This window comes from Achromobacter veterisilvae (assembly GCF_900496975.1).
In the GTDB taxonomy this organism is placed as follows: Bacteria; Pseudomonadota; Gammaproteobacteria; order Burkholderiales; family Burkholderiaceae_B; genus Achromobacter; species Achromobacter veterisilvae.
Window position 1 is genome coordinate 134,585 of sequence record NZ_UFQC01000001.1, and the last position, 15,715, is coordinate 150,299.

A 15,715-nucleotide genomic window follows, 5' to 3' on the forward strand; every position below is an offset into this window, starting at 1 on the left:
CTAAAGGAGATTCCCCGATGCAATCCCGCCTGCCCCTGACGCTGGCCGCCCTGTTGATGGCCGGCGCCGCCCATGCCGCCCCCTGCTCGATCGACGTCGAAGGCCGTCCCGGCAAGCAGTTCGGCCCCGACCGCATCGTCGTGCCGTCCACCTGCAAGGACTTCACCGTGCGCCTGATCCACACGGGCAGGAACAGCAAGGAAAAGGCCGGGCACAACTGGGTGCTGACCCGGACCGAGGACATCGACCAGGTAATGGTCGACGGCATCAAGGCCGGCGCGGAGCACGAGTTCCTGGCCCCCGGCGACGCCCGCATCCTGGCCAGGACGCCCATGCTGGGCGGCGGCGAAACCGCCAGCGTGACCTTCCCGGTCGCGCGCCTGCGCGCCGGCCAGTCCTATACCTATTACTGCTCGTTCCCGGCCCACGCGCAGCACATGCGCGGCACGCTGGCGCTGCAACCCTGACGATGGCCCAACTGGACATACGCGGGCTTGCCGCCGGCTACGGCGCCACGCCGGTGCTGCGGAACCTCAGCGCCGGGCCGCTGGCCGAAGGCGCGGTCACCGCCATGCTCGGCCCCAACGGCAGCGGTAAATCCACTCTGCTCAAAACCCTGGCGGGCCTGAACCCGCCGACGCGCGGCGAACTACTGCTCGACGGCGAGGACCTCGCGCGCGCCACGCCCGCGCGCCGGGCCGAACGCGCCATGTACATGCCGCAGGCCCTGCCCAGGGGCGTGCACATGACGGTCTTCGAATCCGTGCTGGTGGCGGCGCGTTCGGGGCGCCGCGGCGCGGCGGGGAACGACATGCAGCAGGCAGCGCTGTCCGCCATCGCCGACCTGGGCATCGCCGCACTGGCCAGCCGTTATCTGGACGAACTGTCGGGCGGCCAGAAGCAACTGGCCTCGCTGGCCCAGGCGCTGGTGCGCCGCCCGCGCCTGCTGCTGCTGGACGAACCGCTGTCGGCGCTGGACCTGAACTACCAGTTCCACGTCATGGACGTGCTGCGCCGGCAGACGCGCCGGCATCGGCTGATCACGCTGGTGGTGCTGCACGACCTGAATATCGCGCTGCGCCACGCCGACCATGCGCTGCTGCTGCACGGCGGCGCCATCGAGGCCGAGGGCCTGCCCGCCCGCGTGGTGACGCCCGACACCCTGCGCCGCGTCTACGGCGTGCGGGCGCGGGTCGAGCGCTGCCCCCAGGGACAGGCGCAGGTGCACGTGGACGGACTGGCGGGTGCCTGAAGACGGTATATATTCACCGCTCGAGCCACCACTGGAAGTCAGCCGATGACGAGGAGCCGCAACCTGGCGTTCTTTCTCAGCCTGCTTGCCGCGCCCGCGTGCGCGTCCGTCATCTACGACAGCCAGGGCCTGGTGGTCGAGGTTGCCGCCGGCAGCCGCAACGACTGGAACACCGGTCAGCGGCAGGCCACCCGCAGCACTACGATCACCTACCGCGGCGCCACCCTGCTGCTGACGCAGGACTCCGGCCGCGCCGTCCTGCGCCTGCAGCCCGGGACGGCCTTGCCCCGCAAGCCGGGCTGCGCGCCCGGCTGAGCGCTCAGGCCAGGAACTGGCGGTACGCCTCGTTCGCGGTTTCCTCGAAATGCGCGTAGCCGAGCTCGCGCAGGAAGGCGTCCAGCGCCCCGCTGTCGGCCAACGGCGCCTGGATGCCGACCAGCGCCGAACTGAAGTCCGCGCCCTGGTTGCGGTAGTGGAACAGGCTGATATTCCAGTTGGGCGCCATTGCGGTCAGGAATTTCATCAGCGCGCCCGGCCGTTCGGGAAACTCGAAGCGGAACAGGCGCTCGCCGCCCGCCAGCGGAGAACGGCCGCCGACCATGTAGCGGATATGCTGCTTGGACAGCTCGTTGTTGGTCAGGTCCCCGACCGAGAACCCCTGTTCCTGCAAGGCCGCCATGATCTCCGCGGCGTCGCCGCGCCGGGCGATCTGCACGCTGACGAAGATGTGGGCGGTGCGCGCGTCGGCGATGCGGTAGTTGAATTCCGTCACGCTGCGCTGGCCGATCACACCGCAGAAGCGGCGGAAGCTGCCGCGCTCTTCGGGCACCGTCACCGCGAAGACCGCCTCGCGGGCCTCGCCGACCTCCGCGCGGTCCGCCACGAAGCGCAGGCGGTCGAAGTTCATGTTCGCGCCCGAGGTCACCGCCACCATGGGCAACCCTTGCACGCCGTCGCGCTGGACGTACTTCTTCAGTCCGGCCACCGCCAGCGCGCCCGCCGGCTCCAGCACGCTGCGGGTATCCAGGAATACGTCCTTGATCGCCGCGCAGACCGCGTCCGTATCGACCAGGATGATCTCGTCCAGATACTCCCGGCACAGGCGAAAGGTTTCCTCGCCCACCAGCTTGACGGCCGTGCCGTCCGAGAACAGGCCCACTTCGGGCAGATTGACGCGCTCTCCCACCTGCATGGACAGGGACATGGCGCTGGAATCCTCCGTCTGCACGCCGATGACCTTGACGCCCGGGTCCACCGCCTTGATGTAGGTGGCGATCCCCGCCGCCAGCCCGCCGCCGCCGATCGGCACGAACACGGCATGCAGGGGGCCGGCGTGCTGGCGCAGAATCTCCATGCCCACCGTGCCCTGCCCGGCGATCACATAGGGATCGTCGAAGGCGGGGATGAAGGTCAGGTCCTGCGCGCGCGCCAGATTCTGGGCGTGGGCGTAAGCGTCGCTATACGAATCGCCCGCCTGCACCACCGTGACGGTGGGGCCGCCATGCGCCTTCACGGCATCCACCTTGACCTGCGGCGTGGTCTGCGGCACCACGATGATGGCGCGCACGCCCATCCTGGCGGCCGAGATGGCCACGCCCTGCGCGTGGTTGCCGGCCGACGCGGTGATCACGCCCCGGTCCAGCGCCGCCCGCGGCGTATTGCGCATCTTGTTGTAGGCGCCCCGCACCTTGAATGAAAACACCGGCTGGTTGTCTTCGCGCTTGAAGAACACCGGGTTGCCCAGCCTGGCCGACAGGCCGCGGGCGGGATCCAGCTCGGTTTCGCGGGCGATGTCGTAGATCCGGGCGGTCAGGATCTGCCTCAGGTATTCCATCGGCGAGGCCTTGCCGTCCTGGAATGCGGCGGCCTGCGGTTGGGCTTGCGTGGAGTGCGGGGCTTGCGGGGTGTGGTGCATCTGGCTCTCTGCTTCGGTGTGCTTGCCCGGCAGAGGCGGCCACAAAAAACCCGCCTCTTGGGGCGGGTGGCTGTGACAATTGCGGTCGCGCGCTAACCCACCATTCCAGGAATGATGGTAATAATCAGCGAAATGCGGACGGCGCGGAAATGCATGGGGCGTAGCTTCCTCCAAGCGCCGCGCTTTGTCAAACGGCCCGCCTTGCCCGGCCGGAACTGTCCAAAATAATACGTCCCCGTTTATTTTGCCTCGGCATATGCTTATGCCGCGGCCAAATCGGCGGGTTTTGCCGCGCGCCACGCGTAGCACGGTATTACAATGGAAGGTTCGTGGCAGTCGCACTTCCCTACGGGCAGGCCAGCATCCGGCCGGCCAGACAAAAAAGGGCGGGCGCCGGCCATGCTGGGCAGACGGGCGCAGCCAGCGCGCCTGCCCGGACGAACCCACTCTCGACAACATCTACCGGCTTCGCGCCGCATAGCATGTTCGGGTTTGCGCCTAGCGCCTGCCGAACAGATTCAAGGATCATGTCTCTTACTCCGAAGATTATCTATACCCTCACCGACGAAGCGCCGGCGCTCGCAACCCGTTCGCTGCTGCCCATCGTCCAGGCCTTCGCCAAGCCCGCGGGCATCACGGTCGAGACCCGCGACATCTCGCTGGCGGGCCGCATCATCGCCCTGTTCCCGGATTACCTGGAAGACAGCCAGAAGCTGGGCGATGCCCTGACCGAACTCGGCGCCCTGGCCGTCCAGCCGGAAGCCAACATCATCAAGCTGCCCAACATCAGCGCCTCGATGCCCCAGTTGAAGGCCGCCATCAAGGAACTGCAGCAGCAGGGCTACAAGCTGCCCGACTACCCGGACGCCCCCGCCAACGACACCGAGCGCGACGTCAAGGCCCGCTACGACAAGGTCAAGGGCAGCGCCGTGAACCCGGTCCTGCGCGAAGGCAACTCCGACCGCCGCGCCCCGCTGTCCGTCAAGAACTACGCCCGCAAGCACCCGCACAAGATGGGCGCCTGGTCCGCCGACTCCAAGTCGCACGTGGCGCACATGAACGAAGGCGACTTCTACGGCACCGAGAAGTCGGCGCTGATCGCTGAAGCCGGCGACGTGAAGATCGAACTGGTCGCCGCCGACGGCGCCGCCACCGTCCTCAAGGACAAGACCCCGGTCAAGGCCGGCGAGATCATCGACGCCGCCGTCATGTCTGCCGCCAAGCTGAAGTCCTTCCTGCAAGCCCAGGTGGACGACGCTCGCGCCCAGGGCGTGCTGTTCTCGGTGCACCTGAAGGCCACCATGATGAAGGTCTCCGACCCCGTCATCTTCGGCCACGTGGTGTCCGTGTTCTACAAGGACGTGCTGGCCAAGCACGCCGACGCCCTGAAGCAGGCCGGTTTCGACCCCAACAACGGCATCGGCGACCTGTACGCCAAGATCCAGAGCCTGCCCGCCGAACAGCAGGCCGCCATCACCGCCGACATCGACGCCGCCTACAAGACGCTGCCCGCGCTGGCCATGGTCAACTCCGACCGCGGCATCACCAACCTGCACGTGCCCAGCGACGTGATCGTCGACGCCTCCATGCCCGCCATGATCCGCGACTCGGGCAAGATGTGGGACGCCGCCGGCAAACTACAGGACGCCAAGGCCGTCATCCCCGACCGCAGCTACGCCGGCGTCTACCAGGCCGTGATCGAGGACTGCAAGGCCAACGGCGCCTTCAATCCGGTCACCATGGGCAGCGTGCCCAACGTGGGCCTGATGGCCCAGGCCGCCGAGGAATACGGCTCGCACAACAAGACCTTCGTCATCCCGGCCGCCGGCACCGTGCGCGTGACCGACGCCTCGGGCAAGGTGCTGCTGGAGCAGGCCGTCGAGGCCGGCGACCTGTGGCGCATGTGCCAGACCAAGGACGCCGCCGTCCAGGACTGGGTCAAGCTGGCCGTCGCCCGCGCCCGCGCCTCCAAGACACCCGCCGTCTTCTGGCTGGACGAAAACCGCGCCCACGACGCCCAGGTCATCGCCAAGGTCAAGCAATACCTGAACGACCACGACACCAGCGGCCTGGACCTGCGCATCCTCAGCCCGGTCGAAGCCACCAAGTTCTCGCTCAAGCGCATCCGCGCCGGCCAGGACACCATCTCGGTGACCGGCAACGTGCTGCGCGACTACCTGACCGACCTGTTCCCCATCATGGAACTGGGCACCAGCGCCAAGATGCTGTCGATCGTGCCGCTGGTGGCCGGCGGCGGCCTGTTCGAAACCGGCGCGGGTGGCTCGGCCCCCAAGCACGTGCAGCAGTTCCTGGAAGAAGGCTTCCTGCGCTGGGATTCGCTGGGCGAGTTCATGGCGCTGGCCGCCTCGCTGGACCACCTCGGCAAGGCGTATGACAACGCCCGCGCGCAGGTCCTGGCCAAGACGCTGGACCTGGCCACCGCCAAGTTCCTGGACGAAAACAAGTCGCCCGAGCGCAAGGTCGGCGGCCTGGACAACCGCGGCAGCCACTACTACCTGGCCCTGTACTGGGCCCAGGCCCTGGCCGCGCAGACCGACGACCGCGAACTGGCTGCCCAGTTCGCCGCCGCCGCCCGCGCCCTGGCCGACGGCGAAGACGCCATCCTGGCCGAACTGAAGGCCGCGCAAGGCAAGCCCGTGGACATCGGCGGCTACTACCAGCCGGACGAAGCCCGCGCCAGCCAGGCCATGCGCCCCAGCGCCACGCTGAACCAGGCCCTCGCCGCCATCGCGTAAGCGGAGGCGTTGCGATGAAAAACCGGCAGCCTTTCGGGCTGCCGGTTTTTTTTGCTTGCGCGGTTTGGGGGGGGGCATTTTGTAGGATGGGTAAAGCGCGAGATCGTCGACCCAAGAACGCAATTGCCCAGCGCGCGCAACCCATGCGGCCGCAATAGACTGTTTTCCGGCCGATATCGAGCACTGTCTGCCCACGGCCGCATGGGTTGCGCGCGCTGGATACCTGAGTTCTTCCTTAAGAACTCTCGCGCTCCACCCATCCTACGGCATCAACTTGTCCAGGCGCAGGCGGCCGCGGTCGTCGGTGAGGCGGCGCATGGCGCCGTAGGCCGCGCCGATGGCCGCCATGCCGCTCGCGCCGCACAGCAGGAACATCAGCAGGATCTGGTACTTCGCGGCCTCTATCGGGTCCATGCCGGCGATGATCTGGCCGGTCATGATGCCGGGCAAGGTGATGATGCCGGCGGCCGACATCTGGTTGATGCTGGGCACGATGCCGCGCCGCACGGATTCGCGCAGCAGCGACGAGAACGCCTGGCGCGCGGGGGCGCCCAGCGCCAGCCGGGCCTCGATCGCCAGCCTCTCCCGCCGCACCCCGGACAGCATGCCGTCCAGCGCCAGGCTGGCCGCGTTGAGCACGCTGCCCAGCACGATGCCGATCAGCGCAATCGTATAGCGCGGGTCGTACCAGGGATCCGGGCGCAGCGCCGTATTCAGGATGAACAGCACGGTGATCACCGTGGTCGCCGCCACCGCCGTCGCCCCGACCCAGCCGTTGCCGCGGGCGGCCAGCCTGGCCTTGGGGCGCGAGGCCACTTCCCTGGCGGCCAGCGCCATCATCACCGCGACGACCAGCGCGGTCAGCCAGGGCGCCGCGTGCGCGAACACAATGCGCAGGATATGCCCCACCAGCAATAGCTGCACCACCGTGCGGACCGCCGCCCACAGGACCTGCCACTGCATGTTCAGGCGCAGCGCGAAGGAAATCCCCGCGCTCAGCAGCACCAGCAGCGACGCGACGGCCAGGTCCAGCGGCTGCAGCTCGATCACGTCCATAGCGGCTCCAGCCTGCCTTGTTCCATGCGCCAGGACCGGCGCGCCATCCGCCCGGCCTGTTCGGCGCTGTGCGTGACCATCAGGATCGCGGCGCCGCCTTCCAGGTAGCGCCGCAGTTCCGCTTCGACCCGCCCGGTCGCGGCCTGGTCCAGCGCGGCCGTCGGCTCGTCCAGCAGCAGCACGCGCGGATCGAGCGCCAGCGCGCGCACCAGCCCCAGGCGCTGGCGCTCCCCGGTGGACAGTTCGTTCACCAGCGCGTCCAGCTTGTCTTCGGCCAGCCCCAGCCGGCCCATGATGGCGGCCGCCTTGGCGCGGTCCGCGAAATGCGGCGCCACGTGGTCTTCCCACCAGCCCGCCTCGGCCTGGCAGTACATGACCTGGCGGCGCCATTCGAAACCGCGCATGCTGGAACGGCGCCGGCCGGCCAGTTCGGCCTCGCCGTGGCCCGGGTCCAGGTCGGCGACCTGGCGCAGCAACAGCGACTTGCCGGCGCCCGACGGCCCCATGACGGCCGCGCATTCGCCAGCGGCGAGATCCAGGCTGACGGGAGACAGGCGCGCGCTGTACAGCCCGTGCAGGCGGAGCAGCGGCGGGTGTTCGGACGGGGAGACCGGCATTGGCGGGGCGGCCCGGCTCAGAGCATGTGCGCCAGGAATTCCCGGCTGCGCGCCTGCCGCGGCTCGCGGAAGAAGTCGGCCGAAGGCGCTTCCTCGATGACTCTGCCCTCGTCCATGAAGATCACGCGATGCGCGACTTCGCGCGCGAATCCCATTTCGTGGGTGACCACCAGCATGGTCATGCTCTCGTCGGCCAATTGCTTCATGGTGCGCAGGACTTCGCCGGTCAGTTCCGGGTCCAGCGCGGACGTGGGTTCGTCGAACAGCATGATGTCGGGCTCCATCGCCAGCGCGCGGGCGATCGCCACGCGCTGCTTCTGGCCGCCGGACAGGCGCCCCGGATAGTTGTCGCGCTTGTTCAGCAGGCCGACCTTGCGCAGCAGCTCTTCCGCCTTGGGAACGATCTCGGCGCGGGCCATGCCCTTGACGGTGATGGGCGCCTCGATGACGTTCTGCAGCACGGTCATGTGCGGGAACAGGTTGAACGACTGGAACACCATGCCCATCTTGCGGCAGAGGCGGCGCACGTCGGCGTCGCCGGCGTACTGGCTGCGGCCGCCGGGAACCGCGCGGACCATGGCCTCGCCCTCGACCTCGATGCTGCCCTCGTCGATGGTTTCCAGGTGGTTCAGGCAGCGCAGAAAGGTGCTCTTGCCCGACCCGGACGGGCCGATCACCGCCACCACCTCGCCCTGCCCCAGGGTCAGCGACACGCGGTCCAGCACGCGGTGCGGACCGAAGGATTTGACGATGTCGCGCGCCGCGATCATGACGGGACGCCCGGACGGCGGCGGATTACTGGTCATATTTGGCATAGCGCTTTTCCATGTGCTGGAAGAACCAAGTCAGGACCAGCGTCATGAGGAGATAGAAGGCGGCGGCGACCAGGAACGGCGTGGTCGTGAAGTCGCGCTGGACGATGCCGCGCGCCGTGCGCAGGATGTCGTTGAGCGCCAGCACGTAGATGAGCGAAGTGTCCTTGACCAGCGTGATGGTCTCGTTGCTCATGGGCGGCAGCACGCGCTGCACCATCTGCGGCAGCACGATGCGACGCAGGGTCTGCAGGTAGGTCATGCCCAGCACCTTGCTGCCCTCGTACTGGCCGCGGTCCACCGACAGGATGCCGGCGCGGAAGATTTCCGCGAAATAGGCGGCGTAGTTCAGCGCGAAGGCCACCACGGCGGCCGGAAAGTCCGGCAGGCGCACGCCCACCACGGGCACGAACGGCAGCGCGAAATAGATGAACAGCATCTGCAGCATCAGCGGCGTGCCGCGCATGAGCCAGATGTAGCCGTTGACCAGGCGGCTGAGCAGCTTCCATTTGGATATCCGCACCAGCGCCAGCACCAGCCCCAGCGGGACCGCCAGCGCCAGCGTGATGAAAAACAGCGTCAAGGTGACTTTCGCGCCTTGCGCCAATGGCCCCAGGAGGGAGAGTACGTAGTCCATGCAGTGGGTTCGCGCCGCCAGGGCAACAGGGAATCATGAGCAGGCCCGCCTGGCGCGCGGTGGCGCCGCGGCGGGCCGCGAAAAACAGGGCCAGGCGCCCCGGCCTGCCGGCCGAGGGCGTCTCCTGCCGCTTACTTGATGATGTTGGCGCCGAACCACTGGGTGGCGATGCGGCCGGCCGTGCCGTCCTGCTTCATCGAATCCAGCGTCTTGTCCAGCTTGCCCAGCAGTTCGGTGTCGTCCTTGCGCACGCCGACGCCGTAGTCTTCCGTGCCGAAGTTCTCGTCCAGCACGCGGTATTCGCCGGCGCGCTTGCTGATCAGGTAACGGCCCACCACTTCGTCCACGACGATGGCGTCCAGCCGGCCGGCGGCCAGGTCCATCAGGGCCGTGACGTTATCGCCGAACTTCTTGACTTCCTTGATCTGCGCGGCCACCGGGTCCTTGGCGATGGCGTCCGTGGCGCTGCTGCCGTCCTGGGCGCCGATCACCTTGCCGGCCAGATCGGCCTTGAGCTTCACCGGCGAGGCGTTGCCCACGATGATGATCTGGTGGTTGGCCATGTACGGGGCCGTGAAGCTGATGTTCTTCTTGCGCTCTTCGGTGATGGTCAGGCCGTTCCACAGCACGTCCACGCGCTTGCCGTTCAGCTCGGCTTCCTTGGCGCTCCAGTCGATCGGCTTGAATTCGACTTCCAGGCCCAGGCGCTTGCTGGCTTCCTTGGCCATGTCGATGTCGAAACCGACGATCTGGTTGCTTGCATCCCGGAAGCCCATGGGCGGAAAGTTGTCGTCCAGGCCGACGACGACCTTCTTGGCGGCGGCGGGCGCCTGCGCGCCGGCGGTGGGCGCGTTGTCGCCGGGGCCGCAAGCCGTGAGCATCGCGGTTGCGGACACGAGAAGAAGTGCAGTCAGTTTTTTCATCGTTATGGGGGCGCTCGAGGCGCGGAATGAAGAAAGCCGGGAGGCCGGTAAAAGCCGCGAGCCGGTATTTTAGCCTCCTTGGAAAGGGGCACCGCCGCCCGGGCGCCGTGGCGGGCCGTCCCCTCCTCCGGCAACCCGGCGTCCGCATTCTTTCCCCAAGCGGCGGCAATCAGCCCATCGCCTCCAGCATCAGGTCCAGATTCTGCACCGCCGCGCCGGACGCGCCCTTGCCCAGGTTGTCGAACACGGCCGTCAGCAGCACCTGGCCGTGCTGCGCGTTGCCATAGACCGCCAGGCGCAGGTCGTTGGTGCCGTTCAAGGCCTGCGGATCCAGATGCGCGTGCCCGGCCGCGTCTTCGGGCGCAGCCACCTGCACGTGCGCCGCGCCGGCATAGTGGCGGTGCAGGCAATCGTGCAGCCGCCGGGCGTCCACGCCCGCGGGCAGCAGGCGCAGTTGCAGCGGCACCGTCAGCACGATGCCCTGGCGGAATGCGCCGTAGGCGGGCACGAAGACCGGGCGCTGCGTCAGGCCCGCGTGCTTTTCGATTTCCGGCGTGTGCTTGTGCGCCAGGCCCAGTCCATAGATCTGGAACGCCGGCCCTTGCGGCCCGTCCGGCCCTTCGTACGCGTCCACGCTGGCGCGGCCGCCGCCCGAGTAGCCGGACACGGCGTGCACCGTCACCGGGTAATCGGCCGGCACCAGGCCTGCCTGGACCAGCGGCCCCAGGAGGGCGATGGCGCCGGTGGGGTAGCAGCCCGGGTTGCTCACGCGCCGGGCCTGCGCGATCAGCCGGCCCTGCTGCGCGTTCATTTCGGGAAAGCCGTAGACCCAGCCCGCGTCCGTGCGATGCGCCGAACTGGCGTCGATCACGCGGACCGCCGGGTTGACGATGGAGGCCGCCGCCTGGCGCGCGGGCTCGTCGGGCAGGCACAGGATGGCGACGTCGCAGGCGTTGATCGCCTCGGCGCGGCGTTGCGGGTTCTTGCGCTCCGCCTCGGGCAGCGTCAGCAGCCGCAAGTCGGCCCGGCCGTGCAGGCGTTCATGGATTTGCAGGCCGGTGGTGCCTTGGTCGCCGTCGATGAAAACAAGGGGGTGGGTCATGGCGCGGTCTTCCTGGATCAGAGGGGTGCGATGAAAGCAGCCTCTATCTTCGGCCGCGCCGCCACATAGTAAAAGTCGAATATCATGACCGTTCAATTCAGCTTTCCTGAACGATCCAGAGGGAACCCATGCGCGAAATCAGCCTGGACCGGCTCCGCACCCTGGTCGCCATCGCCGACCTGGGCTCGTTCGCCGAGGCCGCCCGCGTCCTGCACCTGGCGCCGCCCACGGTCAGCCTGCACGTGGCGGGCCTGGAGGAACGCATCGGCGCGCCGCTGCTTACCCGCAAGCGCGGCCAGGTCCGGCCGACGGCCATCGGCGAGACGCTGCTGGAACGCGCGCGCCGCCTGCTGGCCGAAGCCGACCAGGCGCTCGACGACGTGCAGCGGCAGGTGCAGGGCCTGGCCGGGCGCGTGCGGCTGGGCGCCTCCACCGGCGCCATCGCCCACCTGCTGCCGCAGGCCCTGGAAACGCTGGGGCGCAATCATCCGGGGATCGACGTGCAGGTCGCCGTGCTGACCTCGCAGGAAACCCTGTTGCGCCTGGCCGACGGATCGCTGGACGTGGGGCTGGTGGCCCTGCCCCAGCCGCCGCTGGAAGGCCTGGTTCTGCGGCCTTGGCGGCGCGACCCGGTCATGGCCTTCCTGCCCGCCGGCTGGCGCGCGCCCGCGCGCGTCGCCCCCGCCTGGCTGGCCGAACGGCCGCTGATCCTGAACGATGCCAGCACCCGGCTGTCGCGCCAGACGGCGGAATGGTTCGCCGCCGCCGGCCTGAACCCGCGCCCGCGCATCCAGTTGAACTACAACGACGCAATCAAGAGCCTGGTGGCCGCGGGCTACGGTGCCACGCTGCTGCCGCACGAAGCCACGGCGCCGCAGCCCGATCCGCGGATCGCCATGCGTCCGCTGCGGCCCGCGCTATGGCGTCCGCTGGGCATCGCGCACCGGGCCGGCCAGGTGGAGCGGGCCACCCGGCACGTGCTGGACGTGCTGTGGGAACTGCGCGCCGACCGGCAGCCGGCGCCGGGCGGCCATCAGCCCTTGGAGGACGGCGCCCGCCGGAAATAGGCGGTGCGCTGGCTTTCTTCGCGCAGCCGGCGGGCGCGCGACCGGAACAGGTCCTTGCGGCCCACGATGCCCACCAGGCGGCCGCTCGCCCGGTCGAGGATGGGCACCCGGCCCGCGCCCGACAGCGCCATGCGGTCCGCGATCTGGCTGGCCAGTTCCTCCGGATAGCCGTAGACCAGTTCGCGCCCTTGCAGAGCCTCGCCCAGGGTCTGTCCGTGCTGGCCGCCGTCCAGCGCCCAGGCCAGGGTATCGGCGCGGGTGACCTCGCCCACCACCTGTCCCTCGCCGTCCAGCACCGGATAGCTGGTGTGGACCGGGTGCGCGGTCGTGAAATGTTCGATGGCCTGTCCCACGGTCCAGGCCTGCGGCAAGGTCTGCACCGGCACGGTCATCACGTCGCGGACCCGCAACAGGTCGAACGGGTCCACGCGGTACTCGCGGCTGATATGGTGGCCGCGCCGGGCGATCTTCTCCGTCAGGATGGAACGCTTGAGCAGCAGGACCGTGACACCATACGCGAACACGCAGGCCGCCAGCACCGGCAGCAGCGCGCCGACGTCGCCCGTCAGCTCCACCGCGAACAGGGTCGCGGTAAGCGGCGCGCGCATGGTGCCGCCCATCATCGCGGCCATGCCCAGCAGCGCCCAGAAGCCGGCGTCGGCCTGCGGCAGCAATGGGGTCGCCAGGGCTCCCAGCGCGCCGCCGAATATCAGCAGCGGCGCAAGCACGCCGCCCGAGGTGCCCGATCCCAGCGCGATCGACCAGATGAGGACCTTGACGACCAGCAGCAGCAACACGGCCTGGAACGCCAGGTCGCCCGCCAGCAGGTGGCGGATATTGTCGTAGCCCACGCCCAGCGCGGCGGGATCGATCAGGCCGCCGATGCCGATCGCCAGGCCGCCGAAAGCGGGCCACCACATCCAGTGCAGGGGCAGTTTTTCGAACAGATCCTCGGCCGCGTAGACCATGGACGTCAGCACGCCCGATCCCAGTCCCGCCAGCACGCCGACCGCGGCGCAGGCCAGCAGGTGCGCCGGCGTGAACGGCAGCGCGCCCGAATATGCGAAGATCGGCCCCGCATCCAGGACGTAGGCGCGCGCCGCCGCCGCCACCAGCGCGGCCATCGCCACCGGCAGGAAGCTGCGCGGCTTCCATTCGAACAGCAGCAGTTCCACCGCCAGCAGCACCGCCGCCAGGGGCGTGGAGAAAATCGCGGTCATGCCCGCGGCGGCGCCGGCCACCAGCAGCGTCTTGCGCTCGCCGTCGTCCAGGTGGATGGTCTGGGCCAGCAGCGAGCCGATCGCGCCGCCCGTCATGATGATGGGGCCTTCCGCGCCGAACGGGCCGCCCGTGCCGATGGATATGGCGGAAGACACCGGTTTCAGGATCGCGACCTTGGGCTGGATGCGGCTCTTGCCGATCAGGATGGCTTCCATGGCTTCCGGAATGCCGTGCCCGCGGATCTTCTCCGACCCGTAGCGGGCCATCAGGCCGATGATGAGGCAGCCGGCGACGGGAATGGCGACGGACGCCAGCCCCAGGTGCCCGGTCGCGATGGGCTGGTCGGCGAAGGAGAACTGGCCGTGATAGGCCAGGTTCGTGCATAGCGCGATCAGGCGCAGCAGGACCCAGGCGGCCACGACGCTGGCCAGGCCCACGGGCACGGCCAGGCCCATGAGCAGGACCACGCGCTTGTCGGTGGTGAAATCGCCCAGGCGCAGCGCGGCCCGGGCGGAAGAGGAAGTGGGAGGCATGTTCGAAAAAAAAGTGAGGAATCCGCAGGAATTTGCGGAACGTCAATATATCGTATAACGACATATATTAGAATCGAACGCGTGAAACAGCCTCCACAGAAGCCTCCTTCCCCTGCCCGCCTCTCCGCCGCGGACTACGAACTGCTGGCCGATTTCCGCTACGCGCTGCGCCGCTTCGCGGTCTTCAGCGAAGGCGCCGCGGCCAGCCTGGACCTGATGCCGCAACAGCACCAGGCCCTGCTGGCCATCAAGGGCTGCCGCCAGGGCGCGCCCGGGCGCCGCGGCCTGTACGTGGGTGAAATCGCCGAACGCCTCCTGATCCGCCCCCACACCGCCGCCGAACTGGTGGGCAGGTTGGCGCGCCTGGACCTGGTCAGCCGCGAAGCCGATCCCGCGGACGGGCGGCGCGTGGAGGTGGTGCTGACCGCGAAGGCCGAGCGCATGCTGGAAGACCTCTCGGCCTCGCACCTGGAAGAATTGCGCGCCATGCGCCCGCTGCTGACGCGCCTCCTGGCGCGGATCGGCGAGGAGCCCGGCGGATCCTGACCGTGGTTTTGCGGCATAAGCTTATGCTGCACCGCAACGGTTCACATGATAAATTATCGCCCCGCGACATAATTTCAGCTCGCGAGGAGATCGTTTTGGATGTAGCAATCAAGCGCTGGCTGGGTTCGTTCGCGCCAGCGCCGGTGGGCGTCAACGGGCGCGAAAAGCTGTATGGCGCGCTGGGCGCGCTGCTCGGGCTGTTCTGTACCGAATGGGTGGGCCGGCACGCGCTGGGCGATGCGAGCCCCTGGTTCATCGCCCCGATGGGCGCCTCGGCCGTGCTGCTGTTCGCCGCCCCCGCCAGCCCCCTGGCCCAGCCCTGGTCGCTCATGGCCGGCAACATCGTCTCCGCCCTGATCGGCGTCTTCTGCGCCCAGTTCATCCCGCTGCCCGGCGTGGCCGCGGCCGCCGCGGTCGCGCTCGCCATCGGCGCCATGTTCTCGCTGCGCTGCCTGCACCCGCCCAGCGGCGCGGTGGCGCTGACCGCCGTGCTGGGCGGACCGCCCGTCGCCAGCCTGGGCTACGGTTTCGCCCTGTGGCCGGTGGCCCTGAATTCCCTGATCCTGCTGTGCATCGCCGTGGTCTTCAACGGCGCGCTCAAGCGCAATTACCCTCGCCGCCACGCCGACACCGCCGCCGGCCACAGCACCCGCGACCCGGCCCCCAGCGCCCGGCTGGGCTTCAGCCTGGGCGACCTGGACGAGGCCCTGAACCAGCGCGGCGAACTGCTGGACATCAGCAAGGAAGACCTGGAGGAGATCGTGCTGGCGGCCGAACTGCGGGCCAGCGTGCGCCGCTTCGGCGACGTGCGCTGCGCGGACGTCATGTCGCGCGACGTGGTCTCCGTCCGCGCCCAGGATCCCCTGGACTACGCGGTGCGCCTGTTCGACAAACACCGCCTGCAGGCCCTGCCGGTGATGGATTCGGCGGGACGCTACGCCGGCATGATCGCCCAGGGCGACGTGCTGGCGCGCCGCAACCGCCTGGCCACGGTGGCCACGGACGCCACGGGCGTGCCGGACCTGCTGGTGGCCGACTGCATGCGCAGCGAGGTGCCCTTCGCCACGCCCGGGCTGCCCGTCATCGAACTGGCGCGCCCCATGTCCGACAGCCTGCATTGCGTGCCGGTGCTGGACGAATCGCGCGACCTGGTGGGGCTGGTGACGCAATCGGACCTGGTGGCCGCGCTGTACCAGATGGCGGTGTCGGCCAGTTCGCAGGCGGACGGCCCGGAACCCCGGAAGCTGGCCGCCTGACCCCCTGCCCTCCGTAGCCTTA

The 15,715-nt window shown here is 68.9% G+C and carries 15 protein-coding genes; 7 read left to right on the forward strand and 8 right to left on the reverse strand.

The features are described from left to right. The first annotated feature begins 17 nt into the window (after positions 1-17). From azu to AVE30378_RS00645, 3 genes are read left to right on the forward strand one after another with little or no spacing between them, the layout of a single operon-like run. Positions 18-467 carry an azurin gene (gene azu, locus AVE30378_RS00635; protein ID WP_129238841.1) on the forward strand — a complete coding sequence of 150 codons (450 nt, stop codon included), beginning with the start codon at positions 18-20 and terminating at the stop codon, positions 465-467. Between the two features lie 2 nt (positions 468-469). Then, positions 470-1,252, forward strand: a complete 783-nt coding sequence (locus AVE30378_RS00640; RefSeq protein ID WP_129238842.1) for an ABC transporter ATP-binding protein — start codon at positions 470-472, stop codon at positions 1,250-1,252. A gap of 45 nt (positions 1,253-1,297) precedes the next feature. Next, positions 1,298-1,567 (forward strand): hypothetical protein, encoded by a 270-nt coding sequence (locus AVE30378_RS00645; protein WP_129238843.1) that lies wholly within the window; start codon positions 1,298-1,300, stop codon positions 1,565-1,567. A 4-nt stretch (positions 1,568-1,571) separates the two neighbouring features. Here AVE30378_RS00645 and ilvA read toward each other — a convergent pair whose 3' ends face one another. Beyond that, positions 1,572-3,167 carry a threonine ammonia-lyase, biosynthetic gene (gene ilvA / locus AVE30378_RS00650; protein ID WP_129238844.1) on the reverse strand — a complete coding sequence of 532 codons (1,596 nt, stop codon included), beginning with the start codon at positions 3,165-3,167 and terminating at the stop codon, positions 1,572-1,574. Positions 3,168-3,694: 527 nt separating this feature from the next. On the opposite strand from ilvA, the gene AVE30378_RS00655 reads away from it, so the two are divergent. Beyond that, positions 3,695-5,923, forward strand: a complete 2,229-nt coding sequence (locus AVE30378_RS00655; protein WP_129238845.1) for an NADP-dependent isocitrate dehydrogenase — start codon at positions 3,695-3,697, stop codon at positions 5,921-5,923. Positions 5,924-6,184: 261 nt separating this feature from the next. On the opposite strand, the gene AVE30378_RS00660 is transcribed toward AVE30378_RS00655, so the two are convergent. The 6 genes from AVE30378_RS00660 to argC all read right to left on the reverse strand — a co-directional run bounded on the left by AVE30378_RS00660 (position 6,185) and on the right by argC (position 11,070). Then, a complete protein-coding gene (locus AVE30378_RS00660; protein ID WP_129238846.1) occupies positions 6,185-6,979 on the reverse strand; it encodes an ABC transporter permease in 795 nt (264 codons plus the stop codon). After that, complete coding sequence (locus tag AVE30378_RS00665) at positions 6,970-7,596, reverse strand: ABC transporter ATP-binding protein (protein ID WP_129238847.1); 627 nt, start codon at positions 7,594-7,596, stop codon at positions 6,970-6,972. Before AVE30378_RS00665 ends, AVE30378_RS00660 begins: the two co-directional genes overlap by 10 nt. A 17-nt stretch (positions 7,597-7,613) precedes the next feature. Next, on the reverse strand, positions 7,614-8,366 hold the full coding sequence (locus AVE30378_RS00670; RefSeq protein WP_129239039.1) for an amino acid ABC transporter ATP-binding protein: 753 nt from the start codon (positions 8,364-8,366) through the stop codon (positions 7,614-7,616). 25 nt (positions 8,367-8,391) lie between these two features. Continuing rightward, the gene (locus AVE30378_RS00675) at positions 8,392-9,045 is read right to left on the reverse strand and encodes an amino acid ABC transporter permease (RefSeq protein ID WP_129238848.1); all 654 of its coding nucleotides are present in this window, start codon (positions 9,043-9,045) and stop codon (positions 8,392-8,394) included. 131 nt (positions 9,046-9,176) lie between these two features. Continuing rightward, on the reverse strand, positions 9,177-9,968 hold the full coding sequence (locus AVE30378_RS00680; protein WP_129238849.1) for an amino acid ABC transporter substrate-binding protein: 792 nt from the start codon (positions 9,966-9,968) through the stop codon (positions 9,177-9,179). 169 nt (positions 9,969-10,137) lie between these two features. Beyond that, on the reverse strand, positions 10,138-11,070 hold the full coding sequence (gene argC, locus AVE30378_RS00685; RefSeq protein ID WP_129238850.1) for an N-acetyl-gamma-glutamyl-phosphate reductase: 933 nt from the start codon (positions 11,068-11,070) through the stop codon (positions 10,138-10,140). Positions 11,071-11,198: 128 nt separating this feature from the next. On the opposite strand from argC, the gene AVE30378_RS00690 reads away from it, so the two are divergent. After that, positions 11,199-12,137, forward strand: a complete 939-nt coding sequence (locus AVE30378_RS00690) for a LysR family transcriptional regulator (protein ID WP_129238851.1) — start codon at positions 11,199-11,201, stop codon at positions 12,135-12,137. Here the strand turns inward: AVE30378_RS00690 and AVE30378_RS00695 are convergent. After that, positions 12,104-13,891 carry a chloride channel protein gene (locus AVE30378_RS00695; RefSeq protein ID WP_129238852.1) on the reverse strand — a complete coding sequence of 596 codons (1,788 nt, stop codon included), beginning with the start codon at positions 13,889-13,891 and terminating at the stop codon, positions 12,104-12,106. The two genes, AVE30378_RS00690 and AVE30378_RS00695, sit on opposite strands and share 34 nt — an antisense overlap. Positions 13,892-13,972: 81 nt before the next feature. On the opposite strand from AVE30378_RS00695, the gene AVE30378_RS00700 reads away from it, so the two are divergent. Continuing rightward, positions 13,973-14,437, forward strand: coding sequence for a MarR family winged helix-turn-helix transcriptional regulator (locus AVE30378_RS00700; protein ID WP_129238853.1), 465 nt, complete (start codon positions 13,973-13,975; stop codon positions 14,435-14,437). A gap of 95 nt (positions 14,438-14,532) precedes the next feature. Further along, entirely contained in the window at positions 14,533-15,693 is a 1,161-nt protein-coding gene (locus AVE30378_RS00705; protein ID WP_244234937.1) for an HPP family protein, read from the forward strand. The last annotated feature ends 22 nt before the right edge of the window (positions 15,694-15,715 follow it).